Here is a 14302-nt window from a genome sequence, read left to right as displayed (position 1 = left end):
GCCAAGGCAATGTGACAGCGCTGTGACGCAGGCCTGGCAAGGCCTGGCGCTCTATTGGGCGGTTCGCTGCGATTGAAGAAACACATTCATGTAGGCATTTTCCAGATCTGTCGAAGGATCTTTCAAACTACTGGTGCTATGTACAGGTTCGAGTGAGATACTGGCGCTCCGATCCATCGCATGTACCGCTGCTTATATGACGCAACGCAAAATCATCCACGTCGACTGCGACTGCTTCTACGCCGCGATCGAAATGCGCGATGATCCGCGGCTGGCCGGCATACCCCTGGCGGTCGGTGGCTCGGCGGACCGGCGTGGGGTCATCGCGACCTGCAATTACGAGGCGCGGGCCTACGGTGTGCGCTCAGCCATGTCTTCTGGCCACGCGCTGAAGCTCTGCCCCGACCTGACCATCGTCAAGCCGCGGATGGACGCCTATCGGGAGGCCTCCAGGGAAATTCAGACGATTTTCAGCGATTACACCGACCTGATCGAACCGCTGTCGCTGGACGAGGCTTATCTGGACGTCTCCGCCAGTCCGCATTTCGGCGGCAGTGCCACGCGCATCGCCCAGGATATTCGCCGGCGTGTTTCCAACCAGTTGCACATCACTGTTTCCGCGGGCGTGGCGCCGAACAAGTTTCTCGCCAAGATCGCCAGTGACTGGAAAAAGCCCAACGGCCTGTTCGTCATCACTCCTGACCAAGTGGAAGATTTCGTCTCGGCGCTGCCGGTGAGCAAGCTGCACGGCGTCGGCAAGGTCACCGCCGACAAGTTGAACAGGCTCGGGATTATTGACTGCCAGCACTTGCGCGAGTGGGACAAGTTGGCACTGGTGCGTGAATTCGGCAGTTTCGGCGAGCGACTCTGGAGCCTCGCCCGTGGAATTGACGAGCGCCTGGTGCACAACGACAGCCGGCGGCAATCCATCAGCGTGGAAAACACCTATGACGTCGATTTGCCTGATCTGCAGAGCTGCCTCGACAAACTGCCCGAACTGATGGAAACCCTGGGCGGGCGCATGGCGCGGATCGACAGCAGCTATCGGCCGGGCAAGCCGTTCGTCAAAGTGAAATTCCATGACTTCACCCAGACCACCCTTGAGCAGGCCGGGGCAGGGCGGGACCTGGGCAGTTACCAGCTACTGTTGACCCAGGCGTTCAACCGCGGCGGCAAACCGGTGCGATTGTTGGGGATCGGAGTGCGGCTGGAGGACTTGCGGGGTGGGTTTGAGCAGTTGGAGTTGTTTGAGCGTTGAGCGCTCATTGTGGCGAGGGACCTATCGTGGCGAGGGGATTTATCCCCGCTGGGCTGCGTAGCAGCCCTTTTGGCTCTGCCTGACAAAACGCAACGCCAACGGGGCGGTGCGACGTTTCGCTAAATCCCCTCACTACAGGGGGAGCACCTAGAGTCAGCTCGCGCCCGGGTCCGCCACCAACCGCCCGCCATCCTTGGTCAGGGCCTTGATGAATTCGGCCTGCAGTTCCGGATCGTTGCGGGTCAGTTCGATCAGGCTCTGTTCGAGTTCGCTGGCCTCTTCTTCAAGCCCCAGCTCCGAGAGACGCTTGACCCGATGAACCCACTGGCTCACTTCGTCGTCTTCCAGATCGTCGTAGATCAACGCGTGGGCTTCGACCAGTTTGCTGCGCAACGTACTGCTGACGCTCAGGGATGAGTCGGTGTGCACCTCGTCCTGGGCATCCGTCACACTGATCTGCAGTTTGCCGAACTGGCTCAGGTCATGCTCGGCGAACGGGCTTTCCAGCAGGTTCAAGCGCAACACGCCGTTACGGTCGGTGCTCAGCTCGAAGGTCTGCCGGGCGGCTTTCACCTGTACCGGACGCTCGCTCCAGGGCAGGCTCGAATGCTCCGTGCGCTTGTCGCGCTGGACCTCATCGATACCTGCCAGGTTCTGCTGGGCACGGCCATTGGAAGGCACGTTCATGAACGGATTGAGTCCGGCAAAACCGTAGCTGATCCAGTCGCGGGTCGCACTGTCCGGCAAGCTGCCGAGGGCGAACACATTGACCACGTTCGCGCCGACGCCGGCCACTACCGCCACCGCGCCCAGCGGGATCTCGTAGATCTCCCGCCAAGGCTGGTACGGCGTGTAGCGATCGTAATGGCGGGTGACCTCGAACTCGGTGACCTCGAAGGTCTTCTGCTCGTTGATCCGCACCCGACGCTGCGGCAAGTCGAGCACCTTGGGTTCGCCCACATCGATCTGCAGGCTATGGTCGAGCAATTTGCGCTCGATCCGTTCTTCGTGCTCGTTGCGTTGCGACATCTGGTTGGCGCAGCCGCTGACCAGCAGGGCGCCGCACAGTGCGGCGCCCCCGAGGCCTAAGGTGTTTCGCTTGAACATGACGTCTCTATCTGGTCTCAGCGGCGGATACGGGCCTGAAGGAAGGACAGCACGTCGGCGACCGGCAGCGCTTGCGCCTCGGCCTCGGTACGGCTCTTGTATTCCAGGTTGCCATCGGCCAGGCCACGGTCACTGACGACGATCCGGTGCGGGATGCCGATCAGTTCCATGTCCGCGAACTTGATGCCGGGGCTGGTTTTCTTGTCGCGGTCGTCCAGCAGTACTTCGAAGCCGGCGGCCGTCAGTTCGGCGTAGAGCTTGTCGGTCGCTTCGCGAACCTGTTCGGTTTCGTAGCGTAGCGGCACGAGGGCAACCTGGAACGGCGCCAGCGTGTCGCTCCAGATGATGCCGTTCTCGTCGTTGTTCTGCTCGATGGCCGCAGCCACCACGCGGGACACGCCGATGCCGTAGCAGCCCATCTGCAGCGTGACCGGCTTACCGTTCTCGCCGAGCACTTCGCATTTCATCGCCTTGCTGTACTTGTCGCCCAGCTGGAAGATATGCCCGACTTCGATGCCGCGCTTGATTTCCAGCGTGCCTTTGCCGTCCGGGCTCGGGTCGCCGGCCACGACGTTGCGCAGGTCGGCGACGGTTGGGACCGGCAGGTCGCGTTCCCAGTTCACGCCGAAATAGTGCTTGTCATCGATGTTGGCACCGATGGCGAAGTCGCTCATCAATGCCACCGAGCGGTCGATGATGATCGGCAACGGCAGATTCAACGGGCCGAGGGAGCCGGCACCGGCACCAATGGCATCGCGCAGCTCGGCATCGGTGGCCATGACCAGCGGGCTGGCGACGCCAGGCTGGTTGGCGGCCTTGATTTCGTTCAGCTCGTGGTCGCCACGGATGATCAGGGCAATCAGCTTGCCTTCTTCTTCCGCGCGCACGATCAGGGTCTTGATGGTGCGTTCGATGGGCAGGTTGTAGCCTTCCACCAATTGGGCAATGGTCTTGGCGTTCGGCGTGTCTACCAGGCGCAATTCTTCGGCCGGTGCGGCGCGGGAGGTTTCCCGTGGCACGGCTTCGGCTTTCTCGATGTTCGCGGCGTAGTCGGAGCCGTTGCTGAAGACGATGTCGTCTTCGCCGGACTCGGCCAGCACATGGAATTCGTGGGAGCCGGCACCGCCGATGGAGCCGTTGTCGGCTTCAACCGGGCGGAACTTCAGGCCCAGGCGGGTGAACACGTTGCAGTACGCCTGGTGCATGCGGTCGTAAGTGACTTGCAGCGAGGCCAGGTCGGCGTGGAACGAATAAGAATCCTTCATGATGAATTCGCGACCGCGCATCAGGCCGAAGCGTGGACGGATCTCGTCACGGAACTTGGTCTGGATCTGATACAGGTTGATTGGCAGTTGCTTGTAGCTGCTCAACTCGTTGCGCATCAGGTCGGTGATCACTTCTTCGTGAGTCGGGCCAGCGCAGAAATCGCGACCATGGCGGTCCTTGATGCGCAGCAGCTCCGGGCCGTATTCCTCCCAGCGCCCCGACTCCTGCCACAGCTCGGCCGGCTGGGTGCTCGGCATCAACACTTCCAGAGAGCCGGCGGCGTCCATTTCTTCGCGGACGATGGCTTCGACCTTGCGCATCACCCGCAGGCCCATCGGCAGCCAGGTGTACAGGCCGGAGGCGAGCTTGCGGATCATGCCTGCGCGCAGCATCAGCTGGTGGCTGATCACGACGGCGTCGGAAGGCGTTTCTTTCTGTGTGGCGAGCAAAAATTGACTGGTGCGCATGGTTGGCCGTTGTCGGTTGCTGATGACGAGAAGTGACGCAGCATTGTACGGGCGAGATGCCCTGGCGTACAGGCGCGTGGCCGGTCGCCGGATTCAGGCGCCGCTTTCGTCGGCGCCTGTTGAGATTTCCTACAACTCTTGAGCGGGCCGGGTCGGCGGCGATTCCGACTCTGGCGCCGATTCAGGCGTCGAGCCCTCTCGGCGATTCTCCTGATACCAGTGCAAGGCGATCAGCAGCAAGGTCGGAACGCCGAGCAACGCGGTGATCAGGAAGAAATCGTGATAGCCGAATTTTTCCACCATGACCCCTGAGTACCCGCCGATCAGGCGCGGCAACAAGAGCATGATCGAGCTGAGCAGGGCGTATTGGGTCGCGGAGAATTTCAGGTTGGTCAGGCTCGACAGATAGGCGACGAACGCCGAGGTGGCCAGGCCGGAGCTGAAGTTGTCGAGGGAGATCGTGACGATCAGCATCTTCAAGTTGGCACCCATGTCCGTCAGCATCAGGAACAGGATGTTGGTGGCGGCCGACGACACGCCGCCGATGAACAGGATTGGCAGGATGCCGAAACGCACGATCAGCAGCCCGCCCATGCCGGCGCCGACAAGGGTCATGATCAGCCCGAAGATCTTGCTGACGCTGGCGATCTGGTCTTTGGTGAAACCCTGGTCGATATAAAAAACGTTGGCCATGACGCCCATGACCGTGTCGGACATCCGGTAGGTCGCGATCAGGCCGAGCAGCAGCAGGGCCTGCCAGCGGTAGCGCAGGATGAAATCGTTGACCGGCGTCAGCACCGGCGCCAGGCCGCGACGCCCCATGGACGACAGGCACAGGGCGGTCAGGATGATATAGAGGATGGCGCGCAGGAAGGCGCGGTCCTGGAGCAGCAGGTCCAGCAGGCTGACGCCTTCGAACAGCACGCTGGCAAAGTCGGTGTTGTAGAGCTGGGTGAACATCGCCGGGACCGACACCAGCAGCACGATCAACACGAATACCGAGGCCAACTGGTGGACGAAGGTATAGCGCCCGGCTTGCAATTGAGTACGCAACGGTACTGGCGGCTCGCGCATGAACAGCGAGGTCAGCAGCGCCGGGACCATCAGTACGCCAAACAGCAGGTACGTACCGGCCCAGGCCGAATGTTTATAGCTGAACCCGGTGGAGCCGAACCCCTCGGCGAAAAACAGCGCGCCGGCGGTCGCCAGCAACGCGGCGACGCGGTAGCCGGACATATAGCTGGCAGCCAGGGCGGCCTGGCGGGTGTCGTCGGCGATTTCCAGTCGGTAGGCATCGACGGCGATGTCCTGGGTGGCCGAGGCGAAGGCCACGATGACGGCAATCGCGATCAGCCAGGACAGGTGTTTTTGTGGGTCACAGAAGCCCATGCCGACCAGGCCGAGGATCACCAGGGCCTGGGAGAGCACCAGCCAGGAGCGTCGACGTCCCAGTTTGCCGAGCAATGGCAGGCGCCATTGGTCGAGCAGTGGCGACCAGACCCATTTGAAGGCATAGGCCAGGCCGATCAGGCTTGCGTAACCAATGGTTTCGCGGGCCACGCCGGCCTCGCGCAACCAGACCGACAGCGTGGAAAACACCAGCATGTAGGGCAGGCCGGCGGCGAAGCCAAGCAGCAACAGCACGAGCGTCGAAGGACTGGCATAGGCGGCAAGGGCGGCGCGCCAGGTTTTACGGGGCATGGGCTGGAGTCTGCCTCAAAAATTGCGAAAACAAAGCGCGCACTCTAACCGCTGTGCTCTACCGGGCGCCAGCCATGACGCTGAATATCAACACGATTATTCAGGACACTGATCCCTTCCATGCGCAGGCGTGCGCGCTGTTCGTCCCCCGAGGCGCTGCCTGCCGGCAGGCTGATCCGACCACCGGCGCCGAGGACTCGATGCCACGGCAGCTTCGTGTCGTTCGGCAACTGGCTGAGCGTTCGTCCGACCCAGCGCGCGGCGCGGCCCAGACCCGCCATTTCGGCGAGCTGACCATAGGTGACGACCTGGCCGGCCGGCACTTGGGCCAGGGTCAGGTAAAGCGTGGTGCGGCGGATCTGGGCGGCGTTCTCGGGGGCCGCTGGGGTGTCGGTCACGTGGAGGATTCCTGGAAATGTCCGTCTGTAGATTAGTGCCTACAGGGCCAATTGATAAATGAACTCATCATCCTTATGCAGGTCAGTCGTTGCTGAGGTGTCATCCTGGGGGATAATGCCGCCTTTTCCTCGCAAACTTGAGCCCATTATCGCTTATGTTGTCCAGAACCCTGTTGTGCCTAGCTGTTACCAGTGCCTCCATGCCTTTGCTTGCCGATACCGTCTGGTTGAAGAACGGCGACAAGCTCAGTGGCAAGATAACCGTTTTCGACGGCGGCAAATTGTTGATCCAGACCGATTACGCGGGCGCGATCCCGATTGATTGGAAGCAGGTCAAGACGCTTGAAAGCGACCAGCAACTGTTGGTCAAGCAGGATGCCTATACCGGCGAAAAAGCCAAGGCGTTGCAGGCGGCCGAGGATGGCAAGGTCACCTTGGCCAACGGTGATGCGCCCAAGACCGTCGAGCTGGCGAGCATCCAGCAGATCCTCAAGCCCAAGCCGGTGGTCGAGGACCTTGTTTGGAAGGGCAATATCGACGCTGCACTGGATTACCAGCGCGCGGAAGCCGATACCGACGATTACGACATCGACTTCAAGACCTCGGCGCGCCACGGCAGATGGCGGCACATCGCCGAAGGCGAATACAACCGCGAATTCCAGGATGATGTGGTGTCGGCTGACAACTGGCGGCTGGAGTATTCCCTCGACCGCTTCCTCACGGAAAAATGGTTCTGGCAAGGTCGCCTGAACTACAAGCGTGACAAGGTTGAAGACCTGGCCCGCCAGCGCGTGGTCGGTACCGGTCCGGGTTATCAGTTCTGGGACGACGAACTGGGCGCTTTCTCCCTGGGTTCGCTGCTCAACCGCACCGATTATGAATACCGCGACGGCGGCAAGGACAACTTCTATTCCGTGGCGATGAAGTGGGACTACAACCGTTACCTGATCGGCAAGCGCGTCGAGCTGTTTACCAACGGCGAAGTGGGCAAACCGCTGTCCGGCGTGGCTGAATACGCCTATGACGCCGAAATCGGGTTGCGCTACAAGGTCACTGACTGGGCATCGCTCAACCTCAAGGCCGAGAAGGATGTCATCGAAGGGACCGAAGACAGCGACCTGAGCAAGACGCGCTACACCGCCGGGTTTGGCGTGACCTGGTAACCGGGGTATCCACCACCAGACCCTGTGGGAGCGAGCCTGCTCGCGAAAGCGGTACACCAGTTGCCACAGATGCAACTGATCCGTCGCTTTCGCGAGCAGGCTCGCTCCCACACTGGTTTCGGTTTCCAAAAACACCCAGGCACAAAAAAGCCCCGCTTTTGAGGGCGGGGCTTCTTACTAAAGCAAGGACAAGTTAGATAACTTGAACTTCTTCAGCTTGCATGCCTTTCTGACCGCGGGTAGCGATGAAAGAAACCTGTTGGCCTTCTTTCAGGCTTTTGAAGCCGTCAGATTGGATAGCTTTGAAGTGAACGAACAGATCGTCACCGGACTGTGGGGTGATGAAGCCGAAGCCTTTTTCATCGTTGAACCACTTAACGGTACCGGTTTGGCGATTAGACATGGTGTAACTCCTTGAACAAAGATAACTGCGACTCAGGAAGAACCCTGGCCGAGACTGAGTGCAAAGAGCAGGAAAAATTCTTGTAGATGGTTGGATCGAAATTCAACATATCGTGTAGAGATTCTCAGTGACACAAGCAACACAGTGACGCCACCTTACCCCTTTTTCCGAAACGTGCCAATGGTCTTTGCGAAGGTTTCTCGGTTTTAATGACTGACGGCAATGGCGATAGCCGTCAGAGCCCGGAAATCAAGGCGGATCGGCGAGAGTTGCGTCTCGCACTTTGAACCCGCCCCGCGGCCCGGTAAGATGCCGGACAGTTTTTTCCACCTCGCTATTTCAGGAAACCCGCCATGAGCATCAAATCGGACAAGTGGATTCGCCGCATGGCGCAAGAGCACGGCATGATCGAGCCCTTCGTAGAGCGCCAGATGCGTGGCGAAGGCGCCGACCGGCTGATTTCCTTCGGCGTTTCCAGCTACGGCTACGATGTGCGCTGCGCCGATGAATTCAAGGTGTTCACCAACATCAACTCGGCCACCGTCGACCCGAAGAATTTCGATGAGAAGAGCTTCGTCGACATCAAGAGCGACGTTTGCATCATTCCGCCGAACTCTTTCGCCCTGGCCCGCACCGTCGAGTACTTCCGCATCCCGCGCAACGTGCTGACCATCTGCCTGGGTAAAAGCACCTACGCCCGCTGCGGCATCATCGTCAACGTGACACCTCTGGAACCTGAATGGGAAGGCCACGTGACCCTGGAGTTCTCCAACACCACGACCCTGCCGGCGAAGATCTACGCCAACGAGGGCGTGGCGCAGATGTTGTTCCTTGAGTCCGATGAGGAATGTGAAGTTTCCTACAAGGACCGTGGCGGCAAGTACCAGGGCCAGCGCGGTGTGACCCTGCCGCGTACCTGATTCTGACGAGCTGTTGGAATTCCTGAGCGGGCAGGCACTCTATTGGGTGTACTGCCCGTTTTTGCGTCTGCGCAACGGGCCTTCGCTCAGGAGTTGCTCTATGAAGATCGATCCGCGAATCAGTGCCGAACTGGCAAGGCTTGAGCCCAATCAGATCGGCGTCCTGGCTTGGTCATTACTGGCCCACCCTGCTGAAGCGGCGGGCGGCATCCCTGGCCAGCCCGATCCCGATACCCCTAACGAACAGCCTACCGAACCCGGCGAACCGACTCTTCCGGACGAACCGCCTCCCGCGCCCGTAGCCTGATCAACCAATGGCCCGTCAGTTGAAGCCCGATCGCTTCAACTGACGGGCCATATTTCGTTGTCGCCCACCACGAAGATCTTGCAGTCGTTGTCCTGATCGACCCGATAGCCTCCCGTGAAGGCACCGAAGGCCGGTAGCAGGCTGATCTCGCTACCGAGGCGGAAACATGGCAGGCGCAGGCGTTGACGCCCCTTGCCGCTCAGGTGGTAGACCGGGTGTACGTGACCGGCGAGCACGTGTCGACTTGGATGCGGGGTAGGCTCGTGTTGCACGGCGAAAGGGCCCAACAGCAACGGCTCGGGGACGACGCGGATATCGAGTGCCGCTGGCGGATCGCCGGCGCGCTTGTCGTGATTGCCGCGGATCAGCGTGATGGCTAGTTTGCGATGCCGTTCACGCCAGTCGGCAAGGGCCTTCAAAGTGCCTGGGGCATGAGAACCGGGCCCATGCAGGAAGTCCCCGAGGAATATCAGCAGTCGGCACGGCAGGCTCGCCAGCAACTCGTCAAGCATGGCGATGTTGTTCGCCGTGGTGCCGTGGGGCACCGGTTGGCCGAGGCTACGGTAGGCCGCGGCCTTGCCGAAATGCACATCGGCCACCATCAGGGTTTCCTGGGCCGGCCAGTACAGGGCTTTTTGCGGCAACAGCCAGAGCTCTTCGCCCGCGAGGTTGACGGGATACGGCGCGGGCATCAGGCGCTTCCTCGATCAGCGGTTTTTTCCAGTTCGCTGACCATGCGCCGGATACGATCGGCGAGCTTTTCCGAGCTCATGCTTTCGCGAAATCGCTCCACCAGCAAGGGGAAGCCCAGCGGAGTAGGGCGCTTGATGAGATGCAGGTCGAGCTTCAAGGTATCGAGCCGTTCCAAGGTCTGCTCCAGTCGGCGTATATCCAATTCTTCGCGCAAAACTTCCTCGCCGGCCTGGGCCAGCAGCAGGTTATCGGCGTCATATTGCTTGAACACTTGATAGAACAACCCGCTGGAAGCCTGCACTTGGCGGGTGCTCTTCGGTGCGCCGGGGTAGCCGGCGAACACCAGCCCGGCGATCCGGGCGATTTCGCGGAAGCGGCGCAGGGCCAGTTCTCCGGCGTTCAGGCTGGCGAGAACGTCGGCCAGCAAGCCATCGGTGCGCAACAGCGCCGGGTTCAGGTGCGTTGACCAATCCAGTTCGGTGGCGCTGAGCAATTCCAGGCCGTAGTCATTGACCGCAATCGAGAACGTCACCGGTTGGCGCTGGCTGACGCGCCAGGCCAACAGGCTGGCCAGACCCAGATGTACCTGGCGCCCGGCGAACGGATACAGGAACAGGTGCCAACCCTCCCGGGATTTGAGCGCTTCGGCCAGCAGCGTTCCCTGCGTCGGCAGGCCGGACCAACGTAGCTGCGTTGACAGCAGCGGCTCTACGGCTTGCATTTCCGGTCCGTCGAAACGGCCCTTGGCGGCTTCGCTCAAGCGCGCGACGACCGCGGCAGCGAGCTCGCTGGAAAGCGGCATGCGTCCGCCATTCCAGCGCGGCACGGCGGCTTTTTTCGCCTGGCTGCGGCGTACGTAAGCGGTCATGTCCTCGACCCGGACCAACTCCAGCAACCGCCCGGCGAACAGGAATCCGTCGCCGGGGCGCAAGCGTGCGATGAAGCCTTCTTCCACGCTGCCCAGGGTCTTGCCGCCGCCGCCCTTGCTCCAGAATTTCAATTGCAGGCTGGCGTCACTGACGATGGTGCCGATGCTCATGCGGTGGCGCCGTGCCAGACGGGCGTCAGGCACGCGCCAGATCCCCTGTTCATCCGGTTCGACCCGCCGATAATCAGGGTAGGCGGTCAGCGACAGGCCGCCGTGGCGCACGAAAGCCAGCGCCCAGGCCCACTCGGCCGGGTTCAGGTCGCGGTAGGCCCAGGCGCCGCGTACCTCATCAAACAGCTCATCTGGAACAAAACCGCCACCCAGGGCCATGCTGACCAGATGCTGGACCAATACATCCAAAGGCTTGTGGGGCGATTCTCGCGGCTCGATTCGCCGCTGCGCCACGGCGTCCTGGGCGGCGGCGGCCTCGATCAGTTCCAGGCTGTGGGTTGGCACCAGGGTTATTCGCGAGGTCCGCCCCGGCGCATGGCCGGAGCGTCCGGCGCGTTGCATCAAGCGGGCGACGCCTTTCGCCGAGCCAATCTGTAGCACGCGTTCCACGGGCAGGAAATCCACCCCCAGGTCGAGGCTGGACGTACACACGACTGCCTTGAGCTGGCCGTCCTTCAACGCCCGTTCCACCCAGTCGCGGGTGTCGCGGGACAGAGAACTATGGTGCAACGCGATCAGTCCGGCCCAATCCGGGCGCGCCTCAAGAATGGCCTGGTACCAGATTTCCGCTTGCGCGCGAGTATTGGTAAAGACCAGGCAACTGCTGCTGGTGTCGATTTCAGTGACCACCTGGGGCAACATTTTCAGGCCGATATGCCCCGCCCATGGAAACCGTTCGAGGGTTGGCGGCAACAGCGTATCGACCTGCAACGCCTTGGCATCGGCGCCCTGCACACTAATTCCGCTGCCTTGTGGGATCAATACCTGCTCGGCGTGGGCCTGGTTGCCCAGGGTCGCGGATACGCCCCAGACGATCAGGTCGGGGTGCCAGTAGCGCAAGCGAGCCAGGGCCAGTTGCAATTGCACGCCGCGCTTGTTGCCGAGCAATTCGTGCCACTCATCTACCACGACCATGCGCAGGGTCGACACGGCCGTTTGCGCATCAGCGCGGGCGAGCATCAGCGTCAGGCTTTCGGGTGTGGTGATCAGCGCCGTGGGCAGGCGCCGGCCTTGACGGGCGCGTTCGCTGGCGCTGGTATCGCCGGTGCGCAGGCCTACGCTCCAGGGAATCTGCAGCGGATCGAGGGGCGCCTCGAGAGCCTTGCCGGTGTCGGCGGCCAGCGCGCGCATCGGCGTTATCCACAAGACCGTCAGCGGTTCGCTCGGCGGTTTGCGTTTACGAGGCTTGTCTGGTGGCGGCACGCTGCGGGCGAAACGGTTGAGTGCGGCAAACCAGACGGCGTAGGTCTTGCCGGCGCCGGTATTGGCATGCAACAGCCCCGACTCGCCACGCTTGACCGCAGCCCATACCTGCTTTTGAAAGGCGAACGGCTTCCAGCCGCGGGCATCGAACCACTGTTTCGCGAAGTTGCTGGATGTCGCCATGCGTGCGGTGTGCGCCCTGAAAGTCCTTCTTCAAAGACCACGACGAGAGATGAAAGGTTTATTTCTGTGGCGAGGGGATTTATCCCCGTTGGGCTGCGAAGCAGCCCCAAAAAGCTTGAAAAGAGCCTGTCTGAGATACCGAGGTGGCAGGCTGGGGGGCTGCTTCAGCCCAGCGGGGATAAATCCCCTCGCCACAAGAGCTGCTTGCCGCCCATATCAGGTTTATTTCAGATTGCCACTGAGGAACTGCTTGAGCCGTTCGCTCTTCGGGCTGCCCAGCACGTCTTCCGGCGCGCCTTCTTCTTCCACCAGGCCCTGGTGCAGAAACAGCACCTGATTGGACACCTTGCGGGCGAAGCTCATTTCGTGGGTCACCATGATCATGGTCCGGCCTTCTTCGGCCAGGCCTTGGATCACTTTTAATACTTCACCTACCAGTTCCGGGTCCAAGGCCGAGGTCGGTTCGTCAAACAGCATGACCTCAGGCTCCATGGCCAAGGCGCGGGCAATCGCTACGCGTTGTTGCTGGCCACCGGACAGGAACGCCGGGTATTGCTCGGCAACACGTGCCGGCAGGCCGACCTTGTCGAGATAACGGCGGGCGCGATCCTCGGCTTCCTGCTTGCTGACGCCCAGCACCCGGCGCGGCGCCATGGTGATGTTTTCCAGCACGGTCATGTGGCTCCACAGGTTGAAGTGCTGGAACACCATGGCCAGGCGCGTGCGGATGCGTTGCAGCTCGTCGGCGTCGGCCACGCGCATGCCGTGGTGATCCTTGATCATCTGGATCGATTGGCCGTCCAGGCTCATGGCGCCGTCGTTGGGTTGTTCGAGGAAATTGATGCAGCGCAGGAAGGTGCTTTTGCCCGAGCCGCTCGCGCCGATCAGGCTGATCACGTCGCCGGTCCTGGCCTTGAGCGAAACCCCTTTGAGCACCTCATGGTGGCCATAACTTTTGTGCAGGCCTTCGATGGTCAGTTTGTACATGGAACAGGCATCCTCAAGGCGAAAGTAGGTAGCCGCTGCGGTAGGCTTCGGTCCCGGCGACATGGGCGATGACCATGCCGGCGGTGGCCATGCGACGCAGCGAGCGGGCGTACAGCAGCCCGGCATTACGGCAATGAACGGGGGTGACGGTGTCGTTGACCGGGTCGATGATTTCGGCGATCAGCTGTCCCGCCTCCAGGTACTCACCGGGTAGGGCGCTGTACACCAGCAGGCCGCCGACCGGTGTCGCCACCGGTTCGACGCCTGCCAGCGGCGTGGCCGGGTAGGGCAGGTCGGGCAACGGCACCGGCTCACCGTCGATGGCGCCGAAGTGGATCAGGTATTCGATCAGGGCTTGGCAGTCGAGACTCGCCAGGCCATGGTTGACGTCACCCTGGCCGCGCAATTCGACAGTTACCGAAAAGCTGCCCAGGGGAATTTCGAAGCGCTCACCGAAACGCTCCTTGAGCTGCCACCAGAGCAGCGTGAAGCATTCGTCGAACGATTGGCCGCCGGAGTCGGTCGCCAACAGGCTGGCCTCGGCGCCGATGTAGCGCGCCAGCGGCTCGACCCGCGGCCAGGCCTCGGGCGTGGTGTAGAGATGGGCGACGGCTTCGAAATCGCAATGCAGGTCAAGCACCATGTCGGCATCACACGCCAGGCGTTGCAGGACCAGGCGCTGGGATTGCAGTTGGGTGCTGGCGGTCTGCCGACTCAGGGCGTCGCGCAGGCTGGTGCGGATCAGCATCAGGTTGTGCTGCGGGTCGTCGGTCAGCAGGCCTTCGATTTCGTTGCCGATCTCTTCGCTCAGGTCGACGAACCGGCGGTTGAAATTCTGCCCGCTCTCCAATTCGTAACGGCCCAGGGGCACGTCCATCAGTACCTGTTCGAGGCCGATCGGGTTGGCGACCGGCACCAGCACGATTTCGTGCCGCAGGTGGCCCGAAGCCTCGAGTTCGGCCAGGCGCTGCTTGAGGTGCCAGGCGACCAGCATGCCGGGCAGTTCATCGGCATGCAGGGACGACTGGATGTAGATTTTGCCGACGGCTTTTTCCGGGCCGAAGTGGAAGCTGTGGATCTTGCGTGCGGTCCCCGGCAGCGGGGCCAGCAGGTCATGAATCTGGTGGCGCATTTACATGTATGTCCT

General features: G+C 61.6%; 13 protein-coding genes. 4 read left to right on the top strand and 9 right to left on the bottom strand.

The genetic code is table 11. From position 1 onward, the window contains the following. Window positions 1–196: 196 nt before the first annotated feature. Window positions 197–1258, top strand: a complete 1062-nt coding sequence (dinB, locus tag J3P86_RS20430; RefSeq protein ID WP_434572205.1) for a DNA polymerase IV — start codon at window positions 197–199, stop codon at window positions 1256–1258. Between the two features lie 153 nt (window positions 1259–1411). Here the strand turns inward: dinB and J3P86_RS20425 are convergent, their stop codons facing one another. From J3P86_RS20425 to J3P86_RS20410, 4 genes are all read right to left on the bottom strand, one after another. Further along, window positions 1412–2365 (bottom strand): hypothetical protein, encoded by a 954-nt coding sequence (locus J3P86_RS20425; protein ID WP_434698732.1) that lies wholly within the window; start codon window positions 2363–2365, stop codon window positions 1412–1414. Window positions 2366–2382: 17 nt separating this feature from the next. Continuing rightward, complete coding sequence (locus tag J3P86_RS20420) at window positions 2383–4098, bottom strand: proline--tRNA ligase (protein ID WP_434628812.1); 1716 nt, start codon at window positions 4096–4098, stop codon at window positions 2383–2385. A 129-nt stretch (window positions 4099–4227) separates the two neighbouring features. Next, window positions 4228–5799, bottom strand: coding sequence for an AmpG family muropeptide MFS transporter (locus J3P86_RS20415; protein ID WP_434572208.1), 1572 nt, complete (start codon window positions 5797–5799; stop codon window positions 4228–4230). A gap of 44 nt (window positions 5800–5843) precedes the next feature. Beyond that, the gene (locus tag J3P86_RS20410; RefSeq protein ID WP_434631171.1) at window positions 5844–6206 is read right to left on the bottom strand and encodes an MGMT family protein; all 363 of its coding nucleotides are present in this window, start codon (window positions 6204–6206) and stop codon (window positions 5844–5846) included. A gap of 146 nt (window positions 6207–6352) precedes the next feature. Between J3P86_RS20410 and J3P86_RS20405 the strand changes: the two genes are divergently transcribed. Next, window positions 6353–7360, top strand: coding sequence for a DUF481 domain-containing protein (locus J3P86_RS20405; RefSeq protein ID WP_434601675.1), 1008 nt, complete (start codon window positions 6353–6355; stop codon window positions 7358–7360). Window positions 7361–7553: 193 nt separating this feature from the next. Here the strand turns inward: J3P86_RS20405 and J3P86_RS20400 are convergent, their stop codons facing one another. Then, on the bottom strand, window positions 7554–7763 hold the full coding sequence (locus tag J3P86_RS20400; protein WP_002554837.1) for a cold-shock protein: 210 nt from the start codon (window positions 7761–7763) through the stop codon (window positions 7554–7556). A 353-nt stretch (window positions 7764–8116) separates the two neighbouring features. Here J3P86_RS20400 and dcd point away from each other — a divergent pair, with 353 nt between their 5' ends. Continuing rightward, window positions 8117–8683: a dCTP deaminase gene (gene dcd, locus J3P86_RS20395; protein ID WP_017126297.1), complete on the top strand. Its 567-nt coding sequence runs from the start codon at window positions 8117–8119 to the stop codon at window positions 8681–8683. A 100-nt stretch (window positions 8684–8783) separates the two neighbouring features. Beyond that, window positions 8784–8990: a hypothetical protein gene (locus J3P86_RS20390; RefSeq protein WP_305499193.1), complete on the top strand. Its 207-nt coding sequence runs from the start codon at window positions 8784–8786 to the stop codon at window positions 8988–8990. A gap of 35 nt (window positions 8991–9025) precedes the next feature. Here J3P86_RS20390 and pdeM read toward each other — a convergent pair whose 3' ends face one another. The 4 genes from pdeM to J3P86_RS20370 all read right to left on the bottom strand — a co-directional run bounded on the left by pdeM (window position 9026) and on the right by J3P86_RS20370 (window position 14287). Continuing rightward, window positions 9026–9682, bottom strand: coding sequence for a ligase-associated DNA damage response endonuclease PdeM (pdeM, locus tag J3P86_RS20385; RefSeq protein WP_434628815.1), 657 nt, complete (start codon window positions 9680–9682; stop codon window positions 9026–9028). Further along, the gene (locus J3P86_RS20380) at window positions 9682–12168 is read right to left on the bottom strand and encodes a ligase-associated DNA damage response DEXH box helicase (RefSeq protein WP_434628817.1); all 2487 of its coding nucleotides are present in this window, start codon (window positions 12166–12168) and stop codon (window positions 9682–9684) included. The genes pdeM and J3P86_RS20380 overlap by 1 nt, the downstream gene beginning before the upstream one ends. 222 nt (window positions 12169–12390) lie before the next feature. After that, entirely contained in the window at window positions 12391–13155 is a 765-nt protein-coding gene (locus J3P86_RS20375; protein ID WP_434572213.1) for an ABC transporter ATP-binding protein, read from the bottom strand. A 13-nt stretch (window positions 13156–13168) separates the two neighbouring features. Next, the gene (locus J3P86_RS20370; RefSeq protein WP_434698731.1) at window positions 13169–14287 is read right to left on the bottom strand and encodes a succinylglutamate desuccinylase/aspartoacylase family protein; all 1119 of its coding nucleotides are present in this window, start codon (window positions 14285–14287) and stop codon (window positions 13169–13171) included. Window positions 14288–14302 lie beyond the last annotated feature (15 nt).

It is taken from the genome of Pseudomonas sp. D1-1 (assembly GCF_051132225.1).
GTDB lineage: Bacteria > Pseudomonadota > Gammaproteobacteria > Pseudomonadales > Pseudomonadaceae > Aquipseudomonas.
Note: the sequence above shows the minus strand (reverse complement) of the source record. Positions and strands in the feature narration are given on the sequence as shown.

What these genes read in the sequence shown, in the direction of transcription:
- dinB (WP_434572205.1), top strand. Translation starts at nt 197, where the DNA reads ATGACGCAACGCAAAATCATCCACGTCGACTGCGACTGCTTCTACGCC.
- J3P86_RS20425 (WP_434698732.1), bottom strand. Translation starts at nt 2,365, where the DNA reads ATGTTCAAGCGAAACACCTTAGGCCTCGGGGGCGCCGCACTGTGCGGC.
- J3P86_RS20420 (WP_434628812.1), bottom strand. Translation starts at nt 4,098, where the DNA reads ATGCGCACCAGTCAATTTTTGCTCGCCACACAGAAAGAAACGCCTTCC.
- J3P86_RS20415 (WP_434572208.1), bottom strand. Translation starts at nt 5,799, where the DNA reads ATGCCCCGTAAAACCTGGCGCGCCGCCCTTGCCGCCTATGCCAGTCCT.
- J3P86_RS20405 (WP_434601675.1), top strand. Translation starts at nt 6,353, where the DNA reads ATGTTGTCCAGAACCCTGTTGTGCCTAGCTGTTACCAGTGCCTCCATG.
- J3P86_RS20400 (WP_002554837.1), bottom strand. Translation starts at nt 7,763, where the DNA reads ATGTCTAATCGCCAAACCGGTACCGTTAAGTGGTTCAACGATGAAAAA.
- dcd (WP_017126297.1), top strand. Translation starts at nt 8,117, where the DNA reads ATGAGCATCAAATCGGACAAGTGGATTCGCCGCATGGCGCAAGAGCAC.
- J3P86_RS20390 (WP_305499193.1), top strand. Translation starts at nt 8,784, where the DNA reads ATGAAGATCGATCCGCGAATCAGTGCCGAACTGGCAAGGCTTGAGCCC.
- pdeM (WP_434628815.1), bottom strand. Translation starts at nt 9,682, where the DNA reads ATGCCCGCGCCGTATCCCGTCAACCTCGCGGGCGAAGAGCTCTGGCTG.
- J3P86_RS20380 (WP_434628817.1), bottom strand. Translation starts at nt 12,168, where the DNA reads ATGGCGACATCCAGCAACTTCGCGAAACAGTGGTTCGATGCCCGCGGC.
- J3P86_RS20375 (WP_434572213.1), bottom strand. Translation starts at nt 13,155, where the DNA reads ATGTACAAACTGACCATCGAAGGCCTGCACAAAAGTTATGGCCACCAT.
- J3P86_RS20370 (WP_434698731.1), bottom strand. Translation starts at nt 14,287, where the DNA reads ATGCGCCACCAGATTCATGACCTGCTGGCCCCGCTGCCGGGGACCGCA.